The organism is Embleya sp. NPDC025285 (assembly GCF_055558835.1).
Genome location: NZ_JBVHLU010000011.1, coordinates 71,118 through 92,081, shown reverse-complemented (window position 1 = coordinate 92,081; position 20,964 = coordinate 71,118). Strand labels below are relative to the sequence as shown.

Genomic DNA, 20,964 nt, shown 5'->3' with positions numbered 1-20,964 from the left:
GTTCCGGCCTGGCGTCCGGTATTGTCGGCTCAGCCCGAGGCGCGTGCCTCACGATTTGAATCGGAGCGAAAACGTGCGTCAGTATTCCGCCGCCGTAGATTCCAACGACGACAGGCGCCTCGCCCGTATTTCCGAGCGCATCGTGGAGGTCTTCGGCATCTCGGCGGAGGAGGCCTTCGTGCGGGTGGACAGGTTCTTCCGGCCGTACCGATGGGACTTGACGGATGACACGGATCAATACGCGCTTCAGGAGCGGAGCCGCGACGAGTGGGCTCGCGAGATCTACCTCGGCGATGACCACGAGCGCCTCGTCGCCGAGTTCGGACTGCGCGGTGCGCCCGCTCGGCCCATCCCGGGTCCCGGGGATCCGGCTTTCGGCGGTCGGGAGATGAGCGAAGGGGCCCTGTGTCTCTCCCTGACCCACCCGTGGCAGGGCGACTGGGAGGACCTGACCGACCTCGTGGGGGATGTGTTGGGTGCCGATCGGGCGGAAGGCCACTCCTTCGAAACCGATGTGATGCTGGTGCGCGTTTTGCCCGGCCCCACCCCGCCCTATGGGGAATCGGACGAGCGGATGACCGTGTCCTGTTACCCGCGAAGCGCCGCGACTTGGGGCGACGTCGCGATCGTGCTGCGCAAAATCGCCTACCGGCTCGAAGAAACCGGTGTCACGCACGTGGAGATGGCGCTGGTCGACGTCGCCGGCCCGTCCGACCTGCTCAAGTGACCGGACGGGTCTGTGCGCGGAGGCCGAATCCCGCTCCGCGTCGGTTCCCCGCGTTGCCGGGGCTGCCCGTCGGCGTCACTCGCGCGGCGGCACGGATCCGGAGCGCACTTCCACGATCGGCAGTCGCAACGCCGCCGGGGCGCTTGGCGGGACCACCGGGGCCGCCGGCGGGGTGTAGGCGATCGGTCGGTAGGCGGCGCCCAGGGCGGGGCGGGTGTCGGCGTCGCCGCGGTTGGGCCACATCGCGGTGGCTCGTTCCGCCTGTGCGGTGATGGTCAGGGACGGGTTCACGCCCAGGTTCGCGCTGACCGCGGAGCCGTCCAGGATGTGCAGGCCCGGGTGGCCGTACACACGCTGGTATGGGTCGACCACGCCGGTCTCGGCCGAGTCGCCGATCACGCAGCCGCCCAGGATGTGCGCCGTCATCGGCACGTTGGCCAGATCGCCCCAGGTGCCGCCGGCCACGCCGCCCAGGCGCTCGGCGATCCGCCGGACCGCCTCGTGGCCGGCCGGGATCCAGTTCGGATTGGGTTCCCCGTGGCCCTGCCGGGTGGTGATCCTGGTGCGCCCGAACAAGCCGCGCTTGCGGTACACCGTCAGCGAGTTGTCCCGGGACTGCATCACCAGCGCGATGATCGCCCGCTCGGACCAGTTGCGCACGTTCAGCAGCCGCAGCTGGGCCGGGTTCCGCAGCGCGTTCGTCAGGAGTTGGCGCACTCGGGGTCGGTCCCCGTCGGTGAGCAGGGTCTGCAACAGCCCCATCGCGTTGGAGCCCTTGCCGTAGCGGACCGGTTCGATGTGGGTGTCCGCGTCCGGGTGCCACGAGGAGGTGATGGCCACCCCGCGAGTCGCGTCGATCACACCGGTGGTCGGTGCCACCGCGCCGACCAGCGCCTCGGAGTTGGTCCGGGTCAGCCGGCCGAGCGTGCCGGACAGGTGCGGCAGCGTACGCTCCGCCGCCATCCGGTGCAGCAGGCGCTGGGTGCCCAGGGTGCCGGCGGCGAACACCACCTGCTCGGCGGTCCAGGTGCGCGGCGAACGGGGCGCCGTCGCGGGGCCGCTGTGCACGGTCTCCACCGCGTAGCCGCCGGCGGACCCGTCCGCGTGCCACCGCGGGCCCAGCGGCCGGACCCGGCGCACCGTACGCTCCGCGTGCACCTCGGCACCGGCCCGCTCGGCCAGGTGGAGGTAGTTCTTGAGCAGCGTGTTCTTCGCGCCGACCCGGCAGCCGGTCATGCAGGAGCCGCACTCGGTACAGGTGGTCCGGCGCGGGCCGACCCCGCCGAAGTACGGGTCGGCCACCTCCTCGCCGGGCCGCTGTCCCTCCTCGGGGAAGAGCACGCCGACCGGCGCGAGATGGAAGGTGTCGCCCACGCCCATGTCCTCGGCGACGGCCTTCATGTGCTCGTCGGCGGGGGTGGTGTGCGGGTTGGTCACCACGCCGAGCATGCGCTTGGCCTGGGCGTAGAACGGCGCGAGTTCGGCGCGCCAGTCGGTGATGTGGCCCCACTGCGGGTCGTCGAAGAACGGCTGTGGCGGCTCGTACAGGGTGTTCGCGTAGTTCAGCGATCCGCCGCCCACGCCCGCCCCGGCCAGTACGACCACGTCCTTGAGCACGTGGATGCGCTGGATGCCGGTCAGGCCGAGCGCGGGGGCCCACAGGAAGTCGCGCAACTGCCATGACGTCTTGGGAAAGTCGGTGTCGGCGAAGCGCCGGCCGGCCTCCAGGACGCCGACCCGATAGCCCTTCTCGGTCAGCCGCAGCGCGGCGACCGATCCGCCGAAACCCGAACCGATGACCAGGACGTCGTAGTCGAACACGGGGAACCCTTCGCCGGGTGGGCAGGAGGCATGCCATGAGATCTGGCGATCCTACTGCTCGGTAACCCGGCGAAGGCAGTCCCTCGGTGGTGCGTTTCGGGCCGAATCGGGGTGCGGTTCGGTCCGTGAGCGGTCCGAGTCAGCCGCTCTTGCGGCGGAACGAGCGCTGCTGTGCGGCGGGCCCGTGCGCGCCGTGGATCTTCGATCCGTCGCCGCCGGGGCCCTCGCCGGTGCCGTCGGTCTTGGTGCCGCGCTTGCGGGCGAGGGCCTCGCGGAACTTGCGCTTGGTCTCGTCCTCGGGCGTCTCGGCCTCGGCGGCCTCGGCGGCCGTCTCCTCGGTTGTCTCGTTCGCGGGTGTCTCGTCAGCCATGGTGCGTTCCTGCTCTCGAACTGGACTCGATCCGTAGGGACACCCTTCCATGCCGGGGCCCGCGATGGCACGCCCGGACCGGGTGACGCCCACGAGAGTGGACATACCGGTCGCCTTCGGATCGATCGGGTTCGAAAATCGGCGTCTCGACGGCGCCTCAGGTCAGTCGCGCCGTGCGGATGACCAGAGTGTCGATGAAGTCGGTCAGCGGCGGCCAGTCGAAGACGGGCGCGGTCATCCGCAGCAGGATCGCGCCGTGCATCGCGGCCCAGACGGCCAACGCGTCCTCGAACGGGTCGGTCCCGGCCGAGCGACCGGCCGCCGCGGTGGCCGCGATCGCGTCGATCAGGGTCTGGAAGACGTCCATCCGACTGGGCATCGCGGGCGCCGGTTCGGCCGGATCCGTGTTCGGTGGGCGCATCCGGTGGAACAGGGCGCGGTAGCGGCCGGGGCGATCCATGGCGAACCGGGCGTACGCCCGACAACCCGCGAGCAGCGACCGGTCCGCCTCGGTCTCCTCGGCCGCGGCGGCCGCGATGGCCGCCTGCAAGTCGTCGAAGTAGCCGTTGAGCACGGTGTCGAGGACGTCGTCGAGGTCGTTGAAGTGCGCGTAGATCGACGGCGCGGTGATCGCGGCCTCGCGCGCGATCCGGCGCAGCGTCACGTCGCCGGAGTGTCCGTCGCGTTCGATGAGCGCGGTCGCCGCGGCGAGGATGTCGTCGCGCAGAAGCGCACCCTGGCCGCGGCGATTACGTCGGCGGTTCGGCCCCTGATCGTCGTCCATGGCGGTCAGCGTACGAGGCGTGGAAGCGGCGCTCGCGGGCATGGGTGCCTCCTCGGGGGTGTCGACGACCGGTCGCCGAACGACGGGTGCACGGCGACCGGAACGCGCCGGCCGCCGTGCGCTGTGGTGACGATCCGTCAGGCAGGTTGCACCGCCTGGGCGTTGGTCGATTCGGTGGGCTGCCCGGCGGTGACCGGGGTGCCGCCGGTACGCCTGGGCAGACCGATCGCGACCACGATCGCGCCGATCGCGGCGACCGCCGCGGCCGCCAGGGCGCCGTTGTTCATCGCGGTGGTGAAGGCGTGGTCGGCGGCCGAGGTGAGCCGGCCGGCGGACTCGGGGGACAGGTGCCCGGCCACCCCGTACGCGCTGTGCAGGTCGTCTTCGGCGACCGCCGCGGGACCGATCAGGTGTTGGTCGGCCATCTCGCTCCGGTAGTGCGAGGACACCAGCGTGCCGACCACCGCGATGCCCAGCACGCCGCCGAGTTCGCGGACCACGCTGTTGAGCGCACCGGCCATCGCCGAGTAGCGCACCGGCACCGACGCGGTGATCTCCATGCTCGCGGGAGCCATCATCATCCCCATCCCCGCGCCCACCAGGGCCATTTCCCCGGCGAGTGCGGCGAACGGGGTGTCCGTCCCGGTGGTCAGGCCCATCACGGTCAGGCCGGCCGCGATCGCGGCGAGCCCGACGGTGAGCGTGGCCCGGATGCCCAGCCGGGTGGTGACCACCGGGGACAGCCCGGACATCGTGGCCATCGCGACGGCGAACGGCATCGCGCCAAGGCCGGCCTTGAGCGGGCTGTAGCCGTGCACGAGCTGGAAGTACTGGGAGAGCACGAACAGCGTGCCGAAGAGCGCGAAGAAGGTCACCGCGAGCGTCGCGGCGGCGAGTACGAAGCCCCGGTTGGCGAACAGGCGGATCTGCACCATCGGTTCGTCGCGGCGCAGCTCCCAGGCCACGAACACCACACCGAGCAGCACGAACGCGCCGAGCTCGGCGAGCGTGACCGGCGCGGTCCAGCCGCGCTCCGGCGCCTCGATGATCGCGTCGACCAGGACGCCCAGACCGATGACGGACAACACGGCGGCGGGCAGGTCGAGTCGGGCGGTGCCCACGCTCGGGACGCTCGGCACGATCCGCGCGATGCCGATCATCGCGGCGAGCACGAGCGGGACGTTGATCCAGAACGCGCTGGACCAGGAGAAGTGGGTCAGCAGCGCGCCGCCGGTGACCGGGCCGATCAGCACGCCGACGCCGGCCGACGCCGACCAGACGGCGAACGCCTTGGCGCGTTCGACCGGCGGGAACAGCCGGATGATGATCGCCAGCGTCGCGGGCATCACGAACGCCGCGCCCAGTCCCATCACCGCCCGCCAGGCGATCAACTCGGCCGCGGTCGAGGACACCGCCGCGATCGCCGATCCGGCTCCGAAGAGCGCCAGCCCGCCGAGCAGGGCGCGTCGCGCACCGAAGCGGGCGCCCAGACTGCCCGCGAGCAGCAGCAGGGCGGCGAAGACCAGCGTGTAGGCGTCGGTGATCCACTGCAGATCCGCCGTCGACGCGTCCAGCCCCTCGGCCAGCGCGGGCAGCGCGGTGTTGAGCACCGAGTTGTCCAGTGTCACCGCCACCAGCGTCGAACAGAGCACGAGCAGCGCGGCCCACCGACGAGGGTGACCCGCGGGATCCGGCTCGTCGTTCGGAGCGGCGGCGGACCGGGTTTCTGTGCTGCTCACGAGGACCCCCATGAATTAACGCTTGTTAGCTTACGTCTGTAAACATAAGCTGTGACCATACGCATGTAAAGTCAAGAATCGGCAAAGCGTGCCCGGAGGCGAGTGGCACTCGGCACTCGATCGAGCGAATGGCCCTCGGTCGGGCGGGTGGTGCGCCCGGGTGGATGGCCCCGGTGGGCGGCATCCGGGCGGGTGGGTGCCCGGGTGGGTGGGTGCCGGAGTGGGTGGCTGCCCGGGTGGGTCGTTGCCTGGGTGGTTGGGTGCCCGGGTGAGTGGGGCTATGCCTCGGCGGGCCGGGCTACCGCCCGGGTGGTTGGGTGCCTGGGTGGGTGGGTGCCCGGGTGGGTGCCCGGGTGGGTGGGGCTATGCCTCGGCGGGCCGGGCTACGCCTCCGTGAACGGCCCGTCCTCGACGAATCGGCGCAGTCCGCGGGCGAACATCCGCGCCTCGTCGGCGGGCCAGCCCGCGAGCGAGGACTCGATCCGGGTCGCGAGCCGCTCACGCAGTTCCTCGACGCAGGAGGCGCCCGCGTCGGTCAGTGCGAGCAGTACGGCCCGGCGGTCGTCCGGGTCGGGCTCGCGGCGGACCAGGCCGGCCGCCTCCAGGCGCGACGCGCGACGGCTGACGCCGGATCGGTCGAGGCCGATCTCGCCGGCCAGGTCCGCCGCGCTGCGCGGCCCGGTTCGGGCCAGCCCGCTGAGCACGGGATACGTCACCTCGTCCACGGCCGGCCCCAGGCCCTCGGTCAGTCGCGCGTACAGGTTCGCGCGTGTGCCGCGCCGGAGCAGCAGACCCAGCGCGTCCGCGACCTCGTGTCCCACCACGTGTTCCATGACCTCAGATTAGCGTGCGCCGCGCACGCTTATGGGCTATCGTCAAAAGCGTGCGCCAAGCACGCATTTCCTTCGCGTGGGCCGTCCTGCGTGGACCGCCCGGATCGGAGTCACCTCGCCATGACACAGACCGCAATCGTTCCCGCCCTCACCGACCTCCTCTTCCGCCCGGAGTTGGATCTCGACACCGCCGTCGACCGGCACTTCGCGCCGGACTACCGCCAGCGCACCGACGGCGTCTGGTCGGACCGGGCCGGCTTCGTCGAACACATCGCGCACCTGCGCTCGGTCGTGGCCGGCGGCCGGGTGCGCCTGCACGAGGAACTGTTCGACGGGTCGCGCTACGCCGATCGGCACACCGTCGAGGTGCGCAAGGCGGACGGCGCGACCGTGGTGATGGAGGTGTACGTGTTCGGCGAGTTCGCGCCGGACGGCCGATTCCTTCGGATCGAGGAGACCACGCTGATGCTCGCCGGATCGGAGGCCGATCAGGGTCTGGGGTCGGCTCGGTGATGCTTCTGTAGCGATCGCTAACAAATCTGGGGTACGGTGCTGCCCGAACGAGATTTGTAGCGATCGCTAAAGAAGCGGTTCGCGGACGAAAGGCGCAACCATGCACACGCTCACCGCCAAGACCGCGCTCGTCACCGGCGCGAGCAGGGGGATCGGCCGCGCCATCGCCGAGCGGCTGGCCGCGGACGGGGCACTGGTCGCGGTGCACTACGGCCGGGACGAGGCCGCCGCGAAGGAGGTGGTCGCGGCGATCGGGGCGGCCGGCGGGCTGGCCTTCGCGGTGCACGCCGAACTCGGCGTACCGGGCGACGTGGACACGCTCTTGGGTGGACTGCGGGCCGGCTGGGCCGAGTTCGGCGTCGAAGGGCTGGACATCCTGGTGCACAACGCGGGGATCGGCTCGACCGGGCCGATCGAGGCGGAGACCGAGGCCGGCTACGACCGGGTGTTCGCGGTCAACACCCGGGCGCCGTTCTTCCTCACCCGCGAGGCGCTGCCGGTACTGCGCGATGGCGGCCGGATCGTCACCGTCACCTCCGGTGCGACCCGGATCGCCTTCCCCGAGGCGATCGCGTACGCGATGACCAAGGGCGCTCTGGACGCGTTCACGCTCGCTCTGGCCAAGCACCTGGGCCCGCGTGGGATCACGGTCAACAATGTCGCCCCCGGCATCGTCGACACCGACGTCAACGCGGGTTGGCTGCGCGGGAATCCGGCGGCCCAGGCGCAGGCCGCGGGCCGTGCGGCACTGGGCCGGGTCGGGCAACCCGCCGACATCGCCGACGCGGTCGCGTTCCTGGCCTCCGACGACGCCCGCTGGGTCACCGGCACCACGATCGACGCCACCGGCGGGTCGGACCTGTAGAGCGGGCGGGTGTTCCGTCCTCCACCGGGATTTGGGTCGGCGGTGCCCACCCGACTGGGAGGGAGTGTCGCTCGGAAGTGGCGTGGGAGTGTAGCTCGGAAGTGCCGCTCGGGAGCGTTGCTCGGGACTGTCGCTCGGAAGTGGCGTGGGAACGTCGCTCGGAAGTGCCGCTCGCGAGCGTTGCTCGGGACTGTCGCTACAGCTCCCGCGTCACGTCCAGCGGCGCGCACGAGAGCGTGCCGTGCGCGTCGGGTGCGGCGATCCAACTGTCCGTGCTCACGAAGTCCCGCCCTCGCTGCCGCGCCTCACGGGCCGGTGTCGGGTCGTCCCAGGTCACCGCCAGCGGCTTGTGTTCGACGTCCCACTTGGCGCCGCCGAGCGCGCGGTCGTCCGAGGAGGTCGCCTCCACGTGGGTGAGCCGACCGGCGTCCGTACGCAACACCCCCGCGTGCCACAACGTCACGCCCGCCTCGGTGCGCACGATCGCCGGCGGCGTGCTCAGTGTCAGGCCGGTGCCGTCGTGCCGGTCCGAGTCGAAGCGCAGCACCAGGCGGCGCGGGATGGTCGGCAGCACCACGTCCAGCACCAGATCGCCGTCCGGGACGGGACCGAACAGGCAGGAGGTGAACCGGATCGGCCCGGCCGACAATGTCGTGGCCAGCGCCGAGTGGGCGAACCGGTCGCCCGAGCGGGTCACCGACACCCCGTACTGCCCGAACAGCGGCGGCGCCGGCGGGCGCGGGCCGGTGGGACGGGCCAAGGTCTCCATGCCGATGCTGGTGTACAGGCCGGCCGGCGTGCGCAGGATGCCGCTGTGGAAGACCCGTACCTCGTCGTGCTCGAGCAGGATCTCGGGCGGCCTGACCAGCTCGATGTCCACCGGGGCAGTGCTGTCGCTCATGCCGCCGACCCTATCGGCGGGCGGGGATCGGTACGGCGGCCCGACCGGCGCCGGGCGGGGGGCGGCACGCGTCGGCGATGCGTTCGGGCTTCGCCCGATCGGCCCAATCGGGTTTACCGGGGCGTTGTTCGCATAGTGTGCGAGAACGCGGTGCCGGCCGGATCCCGCGTGACCTGCGGCAGGGTTGGCCGTGCGGCATTTCGGTCGGGTTCTACGGGATTCGAACCGCCATATCGTGGGGACACTTTCCGGTTACGGCTTCGCCTATACCGCCCCCGAACGCCCCGCGCGTCACCCGACAGGCGCATACTGGTGGGGATGACGACGTCAGCCGTGACCCGGCGCATTCTGCCCACCAGTCCCTTCAATGTCCCGGTCGCTCCCATCATCGAGGATTTCGAACTCGGTGCACGAGTGACGCACGATCAGTACGGACTCGGTCGGATCGTCGGTGTCGAAGAGGACATCGCGGTCACTGTCGATTTCGGGTCGCGTCAGGAGCGGATCTGCCGTCCCTACGCGAAGCTGAGCAATCTCTGAACATCCCGACTCCACGCGGTCGGTCCAGGGAGGCGCCTCCGGGTAACCGGGTCGGCGCCTCCTCTCGTTGGGGCGGCGGTGGCGGTGTGTGTTGGGCGGGTGCGCTGGGGTGCGTGCGCGTTGGGGCTCTGTGTGCGGGCGTTGTGCGGGCGTGTCCTTGGGCGTCGTGGGGCGTCGTGCCTTGGTGTGTTGCTTTCTTCATTTTGGGCGTAGCCCTCGAGAAAGACATCAGGTTGTCAGACAAGTTGTGCTAGCGTCCTCGTCATGAAGCTGCGCGTCCTCCTTCTCGGCCGCCGCGGCGGGGTCTGATCCGACCGGCACCCCGCCGCGGGGTTCGGTGCTGCCGGTCGATCTTTCGACCGCGAGGACGGTTCCGCACCATGACCGAACACAACTTCCCGACCCTGCGCACCCCCGCCGGCCCCATCCCCGAGGATCGGCCGCACTGGAACCGGCAGCGCCCGAGCGCGATGCCGCACCACCGCTACCGCCCGGCGCACGAACGGGTCCGGGTCGGGATCGACCCGACCGAGCGGACCTGGCCCACCCGGCGGATCGAACAGGCGCCGCTGTGGGTTCCGGTGGACCTGCGGGACGGCAATCAGGCACTGGCCGAGCCGATGGACCCGTCACGCAAGCGGCGGATGTTCGACCTGCTGGTGGCGATGGGCTTCAAGGAGATCGAGGTCGGCTACCCGTCGGCCAGCCGCGCCGACTACGACTTCGTCCGGCACCTGGCCGAGAGCGACGCGGTCCCGGACGACGTGACCATCGTGGTCTTCACCGCCGCCCGGACCGACCTGATCGAACGCACCCACCAATCCATCGAGGGACTGGCGCACGCCGTGGTGCACATGTACACCGCGACCGCGCCGACCTGGCGCGAGGTCGTCCTCGGACACGACCGGGCCGCGCTGCACGGCCTGATCCTGGCCGGCGCGAAGGACGTCGCGCGTGGCGCGGACGCCCGGCCGAATGCTGACATCCGGTTCGAGTTCTCGCCCGAGGTGTTCAACCTGACCGAGCCCGACTACGTCCTGGAGGTGTGCGACAGCGTCACCGAGCTGTGGGACGCGAGCCCGGACCGGCCGGTGATCCACAACCTGCCGGCCACGGTCGAGATCGCCACGCCGAACGTGTACGCCGACCAGATCGAGTACATGCACCGGCATCTGGCCCGCCGAGACGCGGTGATCCTGTCCGTGCACCCGCACAACGATCGCGGTACCGGCGTCGCCTGCGCCGAACTGGCGCTGCTGGCGGGCGCGCAGCGGATCGAGGGCTGCTTGTTCGGCAACGGCGAGCGGACCGGCAACGTGGACCTGGTCACGCTCGCGCTGAACCTGCACACGCAGGGGGTGGATCCGATGATCGACTTCTCCGACATCGACGAGATCCGACGCACCGTCGAGTACGCGAACCGGATCGACGTGCACGCCCGCCACCCCTACGGCGGCGACCTGGTGTACACCGCCTTCTCCGGCACCCACCAGGACGCGATCAAGAAGGGCTTCGCGCGGCACGCCCGCCAGGCCGAGGAGTTGGGCCTGTCCGCGGACCGCGCGCCGTGGGACGTGCCGTACCTGCCGATCGACCCGGCCGACGTGGGCCGCGACTACGAGGCGGTGATCCGGGTCAACAGCCAGTCCGGCAAGGGCGGCATCGCCTACCTGATGCAGAGCGCGCACGGCCTGGACCTGCCGCGCCGGCTCCAGATCGAGTTCTCCCGGGTGGTCCAGGAGGCCACCGACGACAGCGGCGAGGAGATCACCTCGGTCGAGTTGGGCGAGCTGTTCCGGCGCGAGTACCTGGACCGGCGCTCGCCGGTGGACGTGAGCGGATGGCGGGCCGAGGAGGTTGAACCGGGACGGCACGTGTTCACCGGGACGCTCACCGATGCGGCGGGCGGGCGTTCGGCGGTCGGACGTTCGGTGGTCGGGCTTTCTGTGGTCGGGCTTTCGGTGGTTGGTGAGGGGAACGGACCGCTGTCGGCGCTGACGTCGGCGTTCGGCGCGGCCGGGATCCGGGTCGAGATCCTGGACTACATCGAGCACTCGATCGGCGCGGGCGGCGACCGGCAGGCGGCGTCGTACGTGGAGTGCCGGGTGGACGGGGTCACCCGCTGGGGCGTCGGGATCGACACCTCGATCCTGGCCGCCTCGGTGCACGCGACCGTGTCGGCGGTGAATCGGGCCCGGACGGCGGAGCGAGCTCGCGCAGGGGAGCGGGAGGGACGGATCGGGGTTTCGGCGGGTTAGGATTCGTCAGACAACCTGAGATGTGAGGGTGACACGATGACGTTCGGCCCCCTGCGCCGCAGCCCGCTGGTCGGCCAGGCGGCCGAACGGCTTCGTGACCGGATCGCCGCGGGGCACTGGCCGGTGGGAGCCAAGCTGCCCGGCGAGGTGGCGCTCGGCAAGGAACTGGGCATCGGCCGCTCGACCGTGCGCGAGGCGATTCGCGCGCTGGCGGGAGCGGGTCTGGTCGAGTCCCGGCAGGGGTCCGGCGTCTTCGTGATCGCCACCGAGCCGGTCGAGGACCTGACCACGCGGCTGCGGCGGGCCTCGGCGGCCGAGGTGTACGAGGTGCGCAACCTGATCGAGGTGCGGGCGGCGATGTTGGCCGCGGAGCGGCGTACCGACGAGGACCTCGCGGCGCTGGAGGCGGGGTTGGCCGCGCGGGCCGCCGCGCTCGGGGACGACGAGGCGTACATCGACGCGGACATCGCGTTCCACGCGAGCATCGTCGCGGCGGCGCACAACGACGTGCTGACCGACCTGTTCGCGGTGTTCCAGGTGACCATGCGGCCGGGGCTGCTGGACCTGCTCGCGGTGATGGACGAGAAGGGCCTGCGCACCGCCTCGGCGGACCCGGGCGCCGACGCGCACGCGGCAATGGTCGCGGCAATCCGATCCGGCGACGCCGCGGCGGCAGGCCGCGTCACCGAGGCGGAACTCGCGGTAAGCCTACGCATCCTGCGCGACTGAACCCACGCGGTGGCGGTGCTGCGCGGTGGCGTGTGCCGCGTATTGGTGTGCCGCGCGGCGGTGTGCCGCGTATTGGTGTGCCGCGCGGTGGTGTGCCGCACATGGAGCCGCGTCGCTCTCCGGCGGTGCCGGAGCCCCAGGGGGCGTCGAGCCCTGGCCGGCTCTGGCCGGCTCTGGCCGGCCCTGGCCCGGCTGCTCGGCGCGGGGCGGCTGCGTTGTGGGCGTGCCCCGGTCGGCGTGCCGGGGTGCATGCCCGCTACGCGGTCACGGTCGGGCCGTCCGCTACGCGTCCGGGATGCACGTCCGCTACGCGTCCGGACGGCTTGGTGTTCCGTCCCGGCGCGGGATTCGCGCTGGCCCGGCTCCGCCTCGGCTGGTCTCCGGCTTCGCTCCGATTCGGGCCCTGTGGGAGATGGCCCGTGAGAGGCGCGGGCCTGGCGGGCTGTGTGGCGCGGGCGGCTGCGTTGTGGGCGTGCCCCCGGTCGGCGTGCCGGGGTGCATGCCCGCTACGCGGTCACGGTCGGGCCGTCCGCTACGCGCCCGGGATGCACGTCCGCTACGCGTCCGGGATGCGCGTCCGCTACGCGTCCGGGATGCACGTCCGCTACGCGTCCGGACGGCTTGGTGCCCCGATCCGGCGCGGGATTCGCGCTGGCCCGGCTCCGCCTCGGCTGGCTTCCGGCTTCGCTCCGATTCGGGCCCCGTCCGTCTGTCCGGGCTGCCCCGTCCCGGCGCGGCCCGGCTGCCCGGGCCCCCGCCCGGCCTCGGCCCCCGTCCGGGCCCCGCCCGGCCCCGGCCCCGGCCCGGTCTTGGTTGGGAATAGGGGGCGGCGTATCTTGCTTTAGGGATGATTGAGAGTTCAACTACCTGAGAGAGTGGTCATCGTGCAGTTCGGGATCTTTACCGTCGGAGACGTCACCGTCGACCCCACTACCGGCCGGGAGCCCACCGAGCACGAGCGGATCAAGGCGATGGTGGCGATCGCGCTCAAGGCCGAGGAGGTCGGTCTGGACGTGTTCGCGACCGGGGAGCACCACAACCCGCCGTTCGTGCCCTCGTCGCCGACCACGCTGCTCGGCTATGTGGCCGCGCGTACCGAGCGGATCATCCTCTCCACCTCGACCACGTTGATCACCACGAACGACCCGGTGAAGATCGCCGAGGACTACGCGATGCTCCAGCACCTGGCCGACGGCCGGGTGGACCTGATGATGGGTCGGGGCAACACCGGACCGGTGTACCCGTGGTTCGGTCAGGACATCCGCCAGGGCATCCCGCTGGCGATCGAGAACTACGCGCTCCTGCACGAGCTGTGGCGCAACGACGTGGTCGACTGGGAGGGCCGCTTCCGTACGCCGCTCCAGGGCTTCACCTCGACACCGCGACCGTTGGACGGCGTGCCGCCGTTCGTGTGGCACGGCTCGATCCGCAGCCCCGAGATCGCCGAGCAGGCCGCCTACTACGGCGACGGGTTCTTCGCCAACAACATCTTCTGGCCCCGGGACCACTTCGTCCGGCTGATCAACCTCTACCGCGACCGCTTCGAGCACTACGGGCACGGCACCCGCGAGCAGGCCATCGTCGGCGTCGGCGGGCAGGTGTTCATGCGCAGGAACTCGCAGGACGCGATACGCGAATTCCGCCCCTACTTCGACAACGCGCCGGTGTACGGCCACGGTCCGTCGCTGGAGGAGTTCACCGATCAGACGCCGCTGACCGTGGGGAGCCCGCAGGAGGTCATCGACAAGACGCTGACCTTCCGCGACTCGTTCGGCGACTACCAGCGCCAGCTGTTCCTGATGGACCATGCCGGCCTGCCGCTGAAGACCGTGCTGGAGCAGCTCGACCTGCTCGGCGAAGAGGTGATCCCGGTGCTGCGCAAGGAGTTCGCGGCCCGGCGCGGGACGGACGTGCCGGCCGGCCCGACGCACGCGGCGCTGGTCGCCCGACGGGACGCGGCGGCGAACGAGGCAGCGCCGGTCGACGGGGTCGCACCGGCCAACGAGGTCGCACCGGTGCTGTGACCGGCCGAACACCCCTGTACCGCCGGAGAGACCGGAGAGAAAGGAAGAAGCACACCATGCCGCCCAAGCCGCAACCGCTCAAGCTCGTGGTCGTCTCGGCCGGACTGGGCAAGCCCTCGTCCACCCGCCTGCTCGGCGATCGCCTCGCCGAGGCCACGCGTCGGCAATCGGCCGATCGGGGCGTCGAGGCGGACGTCCGGGTGGTCGAACTGCGCGACGTCGCGGTGGACATCGCGCACAACCTGGTCACCGGCTTCCCGCCGCCGGGTCTGCGCGCCGCGATCGAGACGGTCACCGGAGCGGACGCCCTGATCGCGGTCACGCCGATCTTCACCGCGTCCTACAGCGGGCTGTTCAAGTCCTTCTTCGACGTACTGGACCACACCGCGCTGACCGGGAAACCGGTGCTGATCGCGGCGACCGGCGGTACCGCACGGCACTCGCTGGCCCTGGAGCACGCGCTGCGCCCGATGTTCGCCTACCTGCGGGCCACGGTCGTGCCGACCTCGGTGTACGCGGCGACCGACGACTGGGGCGCGGCGGCCGGTGCCGGCGACGACCTGTCCGTCCGAATCGCCCGCGCCGGCGGCGAACTCGCCGACCTCGCGGCGGGGTTGTCCAGGCGCGAAGCCGGTGGCGGCGGCGAGGGCGACTCGATCGACGAAGTGGTGCCGTTCGCCGAGCAGTTGGCGGCGCTGCGCCGAGGATGAGCGCACCGGCCCGGGCGACGTGGCGCCGCCGTCCCGGGCCCGGGTGGTCAGCCGTCCTTCGCGATCTCCAGGCGGGCCTGGAGCTTGCGCATGCCGGCCAGCCAGCGGTCCGGGTCGGCGGCCCGGCCCGCGTACATCCGGGCCACCTCGGGGTGCGGCAGGATCAGGAAGGGGGCGCCGGTGACGACCGCCTCGGCGACCACGCCGGCGACCTCAGCCGGCTCGATCGCGCCGTCGTCCAGGATCAGCCGGGCGGCCTCTCCGGTCGCGCCGAGCAGCGCCGTGCGCACGCCCAGCGGGCAGACCGCCTGGACCGTGATGCCCTTGGCGCCGTAGGTGATCGCCATCCACTCGGCGAACGCGTAGGCGGCGTGCTTGGTGACGGAGTACGCCGACGCGTCCAGCATGGTCAGTAGGCCGGCGGCGGAGACCGTGGTGACCAGGTGGCCCCGGCCCCGGGCCAGCCAGGCCGGGGTGAGCAGCCGCGCGGCGCGTACGTGCGCCATCACGTTGACGTCCCACGAGCGGTCCCAGGCCGCTTCCGAGGCGTCCAGGCCCATGCCCTCGCCGATGCCGGCGTTGGCGCAGTAGACGTCGATCTCGCCGCCGAGGGCCTTGCGGGCACCGGCGATCAGCGCCGCGACGCCCTCCTCGCCGGCCGCGTCGCCGGGCAGCGCGATGCCGTCGATCTCGGCGGCGACCGCGTGGCACGCGTCCGCGTCCAGGTCGTTGACCACGACGCGGGCGCCGTCGGCGGCGAAGCGGCGGGCCAGAGCCGCGCCGATCCCGGCACCGGAACCGGTGATCACCACCCCGGCGCCGGCGAGCGCGGTCATCCGACACCGCCGGACAGGCTCACGCCGCCGTCGACCAGCAGCGTCTGGCCGGTGATCCAGCTCGCCTGCTCGGACAGCAGGAACGCCACCGCGCCGGCCACGTCCTCGGGCACGCCGAGCCGGCCCATCGGGTAGGCCGCCGTGACCTCTTCCTCGCGGCCCTCGTACAGCGCGGTCGCGAAGACCGTCTTGACCACCGCGGGCGCCACCGCGTTCACCCGCACCCGCGGGCCGAGTTCGCTCGCGAGTTGGGCGGTCAGGTGGGTCAGCGCGGCCTTGCTGACGCCGTAGAAGCCGATCCCGTGCGCGGGCCGCGCGCCGGCGAGCGAGGAGACGTTGACGATCGCGCCGCCGTGCTCGCCCAGCCACGCCTTGTGCACGCGCTGCGTCCATGCGAGCGCGGCGAGCAGGTTGACCTCCAGGATCTTGCGCCCGGCGTCCAGGTCGAGCTCCACCAGCGGGCCGTACACCGGGTTGATGCCGGCGTTGTTGACCAGCATGTCGATCCGGCCGAACGCCTCCAGGGTCGCGGCCACCGCCGCGTCCTGGTGGACCGGGTCGTGCGCCTTGCCCGCGACGCCGATCGCGTGCTCGGGACCGCCGAGCGAGGCGACCACCTCGGCCAGCGTGTCCGCGCCACGCGCGGTCACGCAGACCCGGTCGCCGCGCGCGACCAGGGCCTGGGCGATGCCCAGGCCGATGCCTCGGCTCGCGCCGGTGACGATGGCTACGGGACGGGACGAGTCGCTCACTGGGCGGCTGCCTCTCGGTAGGACTTGAGCTCGCGGTGAGCGAGCGAACGACGGTGTACCTCGTCCGGCCCGTCGGCCAGACGCAGCGTGCGCGCGTGCGTCCAGAGCGACGCGAGCACGAAGTCCTGGGACAGGCCGCCCGCGCCGTGCGCCTGGATGGCCTTGTCCAGGATCCACTCGACGGTGAGCGGTGTGGCGATCTTGATCGACTGGATCTCGCGGTGCGCGCCGCGGTTGCCGACGGTGTCCATCAGCCACGCGGTCTTGAGCACGAGCAGGCGCAACTGCTCGATCCGCACCCTGGATTCGGCGATCCACTCCTGGATCACGCCCTGGTCGGCGAGCGGCCCGCCGAACGCCTCGCGGGCGATAACCCGGCGACACATCAGTTCCAGGCCGCGCTCGGCCATCCCGATCAGCCGCATGCAGTGGTGGATCCGGCCGGGGCCGAGCCGGGCCTGCGCGATGGCGAAGCCGTCGCCGGCGTTGCCGACCAGGTTCGCGGCGGGCACCCGTACGTTGTCGAAGACCACCTCGGCATGGCCGCCGTGCGGACCGTCGGTGTAGCCGAAGACGTGCATCCCGCGCCGGATGTGTACACCCGGGGTGTCGCGCGGCACCAGGATCATGCTCTGCCGGCGGTGGCGCGGCGCGTCCGGGTCGGTCTTGCCCATCACGACCAGGATCTCGCAGGTGGGCGCCATCGCCCCGGAGGACCACCACTTGCGGCCGTCGATCACGTACTCGTCGCCGTCGCGGACGATGCTCGTGGTGATGTTGGTGGCGTCGGAGGAGGCGACGTCGGGCTCGGTCATACAGAACGCCGAGCGGATGGTGCCCTCCAGCAGCGGCTTCAGCCATCGCTCCTGCTGCTCTGGCGTGCCGAAGTCGTGCAGCAGTTCCATGTTGCCGGTGTCGGGCGCGGCGCAGTTGAGCGCCTCGGGGCCCAGGTGCGGGCTGCGGCCGGCGATCTCGGCCAGCGGCGCGTACTGGAGGTTGGTCAGGCCCGCGCCCTCGGCGCCCGGCAGAAACAGGTTCCATAGGCCGCGCTTGCGGGCCTCGACCTTGAGCTCCTCGATCACCGGCGGCCGACCCCACGGATCGGCGCCCGGATCGGCCACCTGATCGGTGAACACGGCTTCGGCGGGGTACACGTGCTCGGTCATGAACGCGAGCAGTCGCTCCCGCAGTTCCTCGGTCCGTGTGTCGTAGCTGAAGTCCACCGGCGCCTTCCTCTCCCTGGTCGCAGACGGCGCGGACGTTCCGTGGCCATAGGGTGCGCGAGACGTGCCGTGCGCGAATTACGGTACCGACCGGTCGGTATCTTGGCTAGGGTGGCGTCGAACGCTCCCCCGAAAGGTTGGACATCATGGCGGCTAGAGGTCGCGGAAACGCGGCACCGGTTCTGTCCGAGGCCGAAGAGACACCCTTGCCCCAGCGGCTGCTCCGGATCGCCTCGCGGATGTTCGCCGAGCGCGGCTTCGAGAGCACCTCGGTCCAGGAGATCGTGGCCGCCGCCGGGGTCACCAAGGGGGCGATGTACCACTACTACGCGTCCAAGGACGACCTGCTGGTGGAGATCTACCACCGCATGCTCGCGATGCAGACCGAGCGGCTGAACACCATCGCGGACGGCCCCGAGCCGGTCGTGGACCGGCTGCGCGAGGCGGCGGCGGACGTGGTGGTCACCACGCTGGGCAACATCGACGACGCGGTGGTCTACTTCCGCTCGATGCACCTGCTTGCGCCGGACAAGCGCAACGAGATCCGGGCCGAGCGGCGGCGCTACCACGAGCGCTTCCGCTCGCTGATCGAGCAGGGCCAGCGCGAGGGCCTGCTGCGCGCGGACGTGTCGGCCGACATCGCCACGCACAACTTCTTCGGCGGCGTGCACCACCTGAACAGCTGGTACCAGCTCGACGGGCCGATGTCGCCGCGCGAGGTCGGCGACGTGTTCGCGGACCTGCTGCTGCACGGGCTGGCGCCGACGGCGCAGACGCGGTAGCAGGCGGTCGCGACGGCGGAATTCGCTCGCGTGGGGTGGGGTGTCGCGTCGAGAATCGACCATGCTCACTGATCATTGGCCGGTCTTCGGCCTACGGTTGACCACGCCTCGGCTGGAACTGCGGGCGGCGAGCCAGGAGGACCTGGTGGCGCTGGTCGAACTCGCCGAACTCGGCGTGCACGCACCCGACTTCATGCCGTTCAGTACGCCGTGGACGCGCGCGCCGCATCCGGCTCGGGCCCGGGAGGCCCTCAAGTTCTACTGGGGCTCGTGGGCGAACTGGCGGCCGGAGGAGTGGAAGCTGCTGCTCGCCGTCGTGCACGAGGGTCGGGTGATCGGCCTCCAGGAGTGCAGCGCCACGGACTTCGCCCGCCGGCGCGAGATCGGCTCGGGCTCCTGGCTGGGCCTGGCCCACCAGGGCCACGGGTTCGGTACGGAGATGAGGGCCGCGATGCTGGAGTTGGCCTTTGCCGGCCTCGGCGCCCAGTGGGCGATCTCCTCGGCGCTCCTGGACAACGCACCCTCGCTGGCGGTCTCCCGACGTCTCGGCTACGCCGACGACGGCATCGAGATCCTCCCCGCCGACGAAAACGGCCCCCCGCGCCCGGCCCGCCGCCTACGCCTGACCCGAGACGCCTGGCGGGAACACCGCACGATCGAGACCGAGATCGAGGGCTTGGACGCGTGCCGCGAAATGTTCGGCTGCCCCACGTAAACGGTGCCGGAGGCATAGGGGTCGGCCGGGTTGGGTCAGCTTCGGAGGGCGTTGGTCAGTGCTGTCCAGGATGCCGCGTCGATTGTCAGATGCCCGATGCTCGGGTCCTTCGAGTCGCGTATCGGGACGAGGCCCGGGAGATCATCGCGGACCTCGACGCAGTTGCCTTGATCCCCGTTGCTGTACGTGCTCTTGCGCCATGAGCTGATGTCTGCGTTCTGGATTCCTTGCATGATTGCAATTCCTTGATGGTCGCCCGGATCATCGCTGCCGACTCTTTCGGGGAAAGGGCAGAGGCGCGCGTAGCCGATCGTACGACGTGAGCCGGTGGTCGCTTCCCGCGATTGCCGGCCGGCCGGCGGGCGTACCGTGGGGTCAGCGCCTACCTTGCCGGGAGTCCTGACCATGCAAGACAGCATCGGGGATCGCATCGCGCGGCTGCGCCTGCGGAGGGACCACACTCAGGAGTCGCTCGCCGCCGCTGCGGGGGTTTCCGTCGATGTCGTCCGCAAGCTGGAACAGAACCAGCGACTCACGGCCCGGCTCTCCACGCTCAACGCACTCGCGAGCGCGCTCGACGTGGAAACGTCGATCCTGATTGGGCAGCCGACCACGTTCGAGGGCGCGGTGCATCGGGATCCGCTACCGAGCCTGTTGGCGCTCCGGCGGGCCGTGACTCCGGTCTCCGAGTTGATCGAAGACGAAATGGCGGTCGCCGACGGGGAATCGCCGTCCGTCCTCGACCTTCGGGCGGCGTTGAGGTCGACGGAGGCGATCCGGCGTGACGGGAAGCTGTCGGAGATCGCCGCCGTATTGCCGCGACTCATCTCGGATGCGCGGTCCGCGACGCGCGAGCACTCCGGCGCCGATCGCGCCGCCTCGTTCGCCATCCTGGCGGAGGCGTATCAGGTCGCGGCCACGACTCTGGCCGCGTTCGGCAAGGAGGACGCGGCGTACACGGCGATGGAGCGGGCCAGGAGCGCAGCCGGGCACTCCGATGATGCCCGGCTCGAAGTCATTGGCATGTCGACGCTGTCCTGGATCTTCAGCAAGCAGGGGCGGATAGACGACGCGCAACGGGTGGCCGAGGCAACTGCGGAGAAGATCGAGCCGTCGTGGACGAAGACACCGCCGATCGACGTCGCCCTGTGGGGCATCCTGCTCCTACGCGCCGCCTCGGCCGCCGTCCGCGCGGAGCGCAAGGACACCGCCGCCGAACTCCTGCGTCTCGCCAATGCCGCCGCCGCCCGGATCGGCGCCGACCGCATCGACTATGCCACCCCGTTCGGACCCACCAACGCGGGTGTCGCCACGGTCAACGCCTTCGTCGAAATGGACCGCCCCGAACAGGCGTTGGTCGAAGCCCGTCGCATCACCGACCTGAACAGCCTCCCGCCCACCTGGCAGGCGCGCTACTACGTGGACCGCGCCTTGGCCCACATCGACCTCGCCAACGACGACCGGGCAACCCGCGCCATCCTCAAGGCCGAACACACCGCCCCCGAGTGGATGCGCTACCACGCCACATCCCGCCGAGTCGTCACGGACCTGGTCTCGCGCGAGCGCCGCAGATCGACCCCACTCCTCGCCCTCGCCGACCGCTTGCGGATTGCCTAGAGGCGGGGCCGGCAGGGGTCGAGTCAGTTCCGGAGGGCGTCGGTCAGTGCACTCCATGACGTTGCGCCGATGAGGAGTTGACCTATGGCTGGGGCCTTCGAGTCACGTACCGGGACGACGCCCGGGAGATCATTGCGGACCTCGACGCAGTTGCCCCCATCCGAGTTGCTGTAGGAGCTCTTACGCCACGTCGCGGCGGTTGCGTCCCGCGTCCCTTGCATGCTT

The 20,964-nt window shown here is 71.1% G+C and carries 22 protein-coding genes; 11 read left to right on the top strand and 11 right to left on the bottom strand.

Annotation, left to right across the window (positions count from 1 at the left end):
- Positions 1-73 precede the first annotated feature (73 nt).
- On the top strand, positions 74-727 hold the full coding sequence (locus ACZ4FV_RS09925; protein ID WP_402233059.1) for a hypothetical protein: 654 nt from the start codon (positions 74-76) through the stop codon (positions 725-727).
- A 75-nt stretch (positions 728-802) separates the two neighbouring features.
- Here ACZ4FV_RS09925 and ACZ4FV_RS09920 read toward each other — a convergent pair whose 3' ends face one another.
- The 5 genes from ACZ4FV_RS09920 to ACZ4FV_RS09900 all read right to left on the bottom strand — a co-directional run bounded on the left by ACZ4FV_RS09920 (position 803) and on the right by ACZ4FV_RS09900 (position 6,274).
- Positions 803-2,548, bottom strand: coding sequence for a GMC oxidoreductase (locus ACZ4FV_RS09920; protein ID WP_395863762.1), 1,746 nt, complete (start codon positions 2,546-2,548; stop codon positions 803-805).
- Between the two features lie 139 nt (positions 2,549-2,687).
- Complete coding sequence (locus tag ACZ4FV_RS09915; RefSeq protein ID WP_395863764.1) at positions 2,688-2,918, bottom strand: DUF5302 domain-containing protein; 231 nt, start codon at positions 2,916-2,918, stop codon at positions 2,688-2,690.
- 157 nt (positions 2,919-3,075) lie between these two features.
- Positions 3,076-3,702, bottom strand: coding sequence for a TetR/AcrR family transcriptional regulator (locus ACZ4FV_RS09910; protein WP_402233055.1), 627 nt, complete (start codon positions 3,700-3,702; stop codon positions 3,076-3,078).
- 137 nt (positions 3,703-3,839) lie between these two features.
- Positions 3,840-5,441, bottom strand: coding sequence for an MFS transporter (locus tag ACZ4FV_RS09905; RefSeq protein WP_402233053.1), 1,602 nt, complete (start codon positions 5,439-5,441; stop codon positions 3,840-3,842).
- A gap of 383 nt (positions 5,442-5,824) precedes the next feature.
- The gene (locus ACZ4FV_RS09900; protein ID WP_402233050.1) at positions 5,825-6,274 is read right to left on the bottom strand and encodes a MarR family winged helix-turn-helix transcriptional regulator; all 450 of its coding nucleotides are present in this window, start codon (positions 6,272-6,274) and stop codon (positions 5,825-5,827) included.
- A gap of 120 nt (positions 6,275-6,394) precedes the next feature.
- Between ACZ4FV_RS09900 and ACZ4FV_RS09895 the strand changes: the two genes are divergently transcribed.
- Together ACZ4FV_RS09895 and ACZ4FV_RS09890 are read left to right on the top strand one after the other, a co-directional pair.
- On the top strand, positions 6,395-6,787 hold the full coding sequence (locus tag ACZ4FV_RS09895; RefSeq protein ID WP_395863771.1) for a nuclear transport factor 2 family protein: 393 nt from the start codon (positions 6,395-6,397) through the stop codon (positions 6,785-6,787).
- Positions 6,788-6,887: 100 nt separating this feature from the next.
- Complete coding sequence (locus ACZ4FV_RS09890; protein ID WP_395863773.1) at positions 6,888-7,652, top strand: SDR family NAD(P)-dependent oxidoreductase; 765 nt, start codon at positions 6,888-6,890, stop codon at positions 7,650-7,652.
- A 196-nt stretch (positions 7,653-7,848) separates the two neighbouring features.
- Here the strand turns inward: ACZ4FV_RS09890 and ACZ4FV_RS09885 are convergent, their stop codons facing one another.
- Complete coding sequence (locus ACZ4FV_RS09885; protein WP_402233046.1) at positions 7,849-8,553, bottom strand: hypothetical protein; 705 nt, start codon at positions 8,551-8,553, stop codon at positions 7,849-7,851.
- A 318-nt stretch (positions 8,554-8,871) separates the two neighbouring features.
- On the opposite strand from ACZ4FV_RS09885, the gene ACZ4FV_RS09880 reads away from it, so the two are divergent.
- The 5 genes from ACZ4FV_RS09880 (at position 8,872) to ACZ4FV_RS09860 (ending at position 14,814) form a co-directional block, all read left to right on the top strand.
- Positions 8,872-9,093, top strand: coding sequence for a hypothetical protein (locus ACZ4FV_RS09880; RefSeq protein ID WP_026218929.1), 222 nt, complete (start codon positions 8,872-8,874; stop codon positions 9,091-9,093).
- 380 nt (positions 9,094-9,473) lie between these two features.
- A complete protein-coding gene (gene leuA, locus ACZ4FV_RS09875; RefSeq protein ID WP_465322342.1) occupies positions 9,474-11,351 on the top strand; it encodes a 2-isopropylmalate synthase in 1,878 nt (625 codons plus the stop codon).
- 36 nt (positions 11,352-11,387) lie between these two features.
- Complete coding sequence (locus tag ACZ4FV_RS09870) at positions 11,388-12,080, top strand: FadR/GntR family transcriptional regulator (protein WP_402233042.1); 693 nt, start codon at positions 11,388-11,390, stop codon at positions 12,078-12,080.
- An 884-nt stretch (positions 12,081-12,964) separates the two neighbouring features.
- Positions 12,965-14,104 carry an LLM class flavin-dependent oxidoreductase gene (locus tag ACZ4FV_RS09865; protein WP_395863781.1) on the top strand — a complete coding sequence of 380 codons (1,140 nt, stop codon included), beginning with the start codon at positions 12,965-12,967 and terminating at the stop codon, positions 14,102-14,104.
- A 56-nt stretch (positions 14,105-14,160) separates the two neighbouring features.
- Entirely contained in the window at positions 14,161-14,814 is a 654-nt protein-coding gene (locus ACZ4FV_RS09860; RefSeq protein WP_395863783.1) for an FMN reductase, read from the top strand.
- A gap of 47 nt (positions 14,815-14,861) precedes the next feature.
- Here the strand turns inward: ACZ4FV_RS09860 and ACZ4FV_RS09855 are convergent, their stop codons facing one another.
- Genes ACZ4FV_RS09855 through ACZ4FV_RS09845 form a run of 3 tightly spaced genes read right to left on the bottom strand, consistent with a single transcriptional unit; the run spans position 14,862 to position 17,625 of the window.
- Positions 14,862-15,650 (bottom strand): SDR family oxidoreductase, encoded by a 789-nt coding sequence (locus tag ACZ4FV_RS09855; protein ID WP_465322340.1) that lies wholly within the window; start codon positions 15,648-15,650, stop codon positions 14,862-14,864.
- Complete coding sequence (locus ACZ4FV_RS09850; protein WP_465322338.1) at positions 15,647-16,402, bottom strand: SDR family oxidoreductase; 756 nt, start codon at positions 16,400-16,402, stop codon at positions 15,647-15,649. Before ACZ4FV_RS09850 ends, ACZ4FV_RS09855 begins: the two co-directional genes overlap by 4 nt.
- The gene (locus ACZ4FV_RS09845) at positions 16,399-17,625 is read right to left on the bottom strand and encodes an acyl-CoA dehydrogenase family protein (protein ID WP_395863789.1); all 1,227 of its coding nucleotides are present in this window, start codon (positions 17,623-17,625) and stop codon (positions 16,399-16,401) included. The genes ACZ4FV_RS09850 and ACZ4FV_RS09845 overlap by 4 nt, the downstream gene beginning before the upstream one ends.
- 146 nt (positions 17,626-17,771) lie before the next feature.
- On the opposite strand from ACZ4FV_RS09845, the gene ACZ4FV_RS09840 reads away from it, so the two are divergent.
- Positions 17,772-18,407, top strand: coding sequence for a TetR/AcrR family transcriptional regulator (locus ACZ4FV_RS09840; RefSeq protein ID WP_395863791.1), 636 nt, complete (start codon positions 17,772-17,774; stop codon positions 18,405-18,407).
- 61 nt (positions 18,408-18,468) lie between these two features.
- The gene (locus tag ACZ4FV_RS09835) at positions 18,469-19,122 is read left to right on the top strand and encodes a GNAT family N-acetyltransferase (protein WP_402233035.1); all 654 of its coding nucleotides are present in this window, start codon (positions 18,469-18,471) and stop codon (positions 19,120-19,122) included.
- 35 nt (positions 19,123-19,157) lie between these two features.
- Here the strand turns inward: ACZ4FV_RS09835 and ACZ4FV_RS09830 are convergent, their stop codons facing one another.
- Positions 19,158-19,355, bottom strand: a complete 198-nt coding sequence (locus tag ACZ4FV_RS09830) for a DUF397 domain-containing protein (RefSeq protein ID WP_402233032.1) — start codon at positions 19,353-19,355, stop codon at positions 19,158-19,160.
- Positions 19,356-19,527: 172 nt separating this feature from the next.
- Between ACZ4FV_RS09830 and ACZ4FV_RS09825 the strand changes: the two genes are divergently transcribed.
- The gene (locus ACZ4FV_RS09825) at positions 19,528-20,739 is read left to right on the top strand and encodes a helix-turn-helix domain-containing protein (RefSeq protein WP_465322336.1); all 1,212 of its coding nucleotides are present in this window, start codon (positions 19,528-19,530) and stop codon (positions 20,737-20,739) included.
- A gap of 23 nt (positions 20,740-20,762) precedes the next feature.
- Here ACZ4FV_RS09825 and ACZ4FV_RS09820 read toward each other — a convergent pair whose 3' ends face one another.
- On the bottom strand, positions 20,763-20,960 hold the full coding sequence (locus ACZ4FV_RS09820) for a DUF397 domain-containing protein (protein WP_465322335.1): 198 nt from the start codon (positions 20,958-20,960) through the stop codon (positions 20,763-20,765).
- Between the last annotated feature and the right edge of the window lie 4 nt (positions 20,961-20,964).

Excerpts from the sequence above, each read along its gene's own strand:
- ACZ4FV_RS09915 (WP_395863764.1), bottom strand. The coding sequence starts at position 2,918 with ATGGCTGACGAGACACCCGCGAACGAGACAACCGAGGAGACGGCCGCC.
- ACZ4FV_RS09910 (WP_402233055.1), bottom strand. The coding sequence starts at position 3,702 with ATGGACGACGATCAGGGGCCGAACCGCCGACGTAATCGCCGCGGCCAG.
- ACZ4FV_RS09900 (WP_402233050.1), bottom strand. The coding sequence starts at position 6,274 with ATGGAACACGTGGTGGGACACGAGGTCGCGGACGCGCTGGGTCTGCTG.
- ACZ4FV_RS09895 (WP_395863771.1), top strand. The coding sequence starts at position 6,395 with ATGACACAGACCGCAATCGTTCCCGCCCTCACCGACCTCCTCTTCCGC.
- ACZ4FV_RS09890 (WP_395863773.1), top strand. The coding sequence starts at position 6,888 with ATGCACACGCTCACCGCCAAGACCGCGCTCGTCACCGGCGCGAGCAGG.
- ACZ4FV_RS09885 (WP_402233046.1), bottom strand. The coding sequence starts at position 8,553 with ATGAGCGACAGCACTGCCCCGGTGGACATCGAGCTGGTCAGGCCGCCC.
- ACZ4FV_RS09880 (WP_026218929.1), top strand. The coding sequence starts at position 8,872 with ATGACGACGTCAGCCGTGACCCGGCGCATTCTGCCCACCAGTCCCTTC.
- leuA (WP_465322342.1), top strand. The coding sequence starts at position 9,474 with ATGACCGAACACAACTTCCCGACCCTGCGCACCCCCGCCGGCCCCATC.
- ACZ4FV_RS09870 (WP_402233042.1), top strand. The coding sequence starts at position 11,388 with ATGACGTTCGGCCCCCTGCGCCGCAGCCCGCTGGTCGGCCAGGCGGCC.
- ACZ4FV_RS09860 (WP_395863783.1), top strand. The coding sequence starts at position 14,161 with ATGCCGCCCAAGCCGCAACCGCTCAAGCTCGTGGTCGTCTCGGCCGGA.
- ACZ4FV_RS09855 (WP_465322340.1), bottom strand. The coding sequence starts at position 15,650 with ATGACCGCGCTCGCCGGCGCCGGGGTGGTGATCACCGGTTCCGGTGCC.
- ACZ4FV_RS09840 (WP_395863791.1), top strand. The coding sequence starts at position 17,772 with ATGGCGGCTAGAGGTCGCGGAAACGCGGCACCGGTTCTGTCCGAGGCC.
- ACZ4FV_RS09835 (WP_402233035.1), top strand. The coding sequence starts at position 18,469 with ATGCTCACTGATCATTGGCCGGTCTTCGGCCTACGGTTGACCACGCCT.
- ACZ4FV_RS09830 (WP_402233032.1), bottom strand. The coding sequence starts at position 19,355 with ATGCAAGGAATCCAGAACGCAGACATCAGCTCATGGCGCAAGAGCACG.
- ACZ4FV_RS09825 (WP_465322336.1), top strand. The coding sequence starts at position 19,528 with ATGCAAGACAGCATCGGGGATCGCATCGCGCGGCTGCGCCTGCGGAGG.
- ACZ4FV_RS09820 (WP_465322335.1), bottom strand. The coding sequence starts at position 20,960 with ATGCAAGGGACGCGGGACGCAACCGCCGCGACGTGGCGTAAGAGCTCC.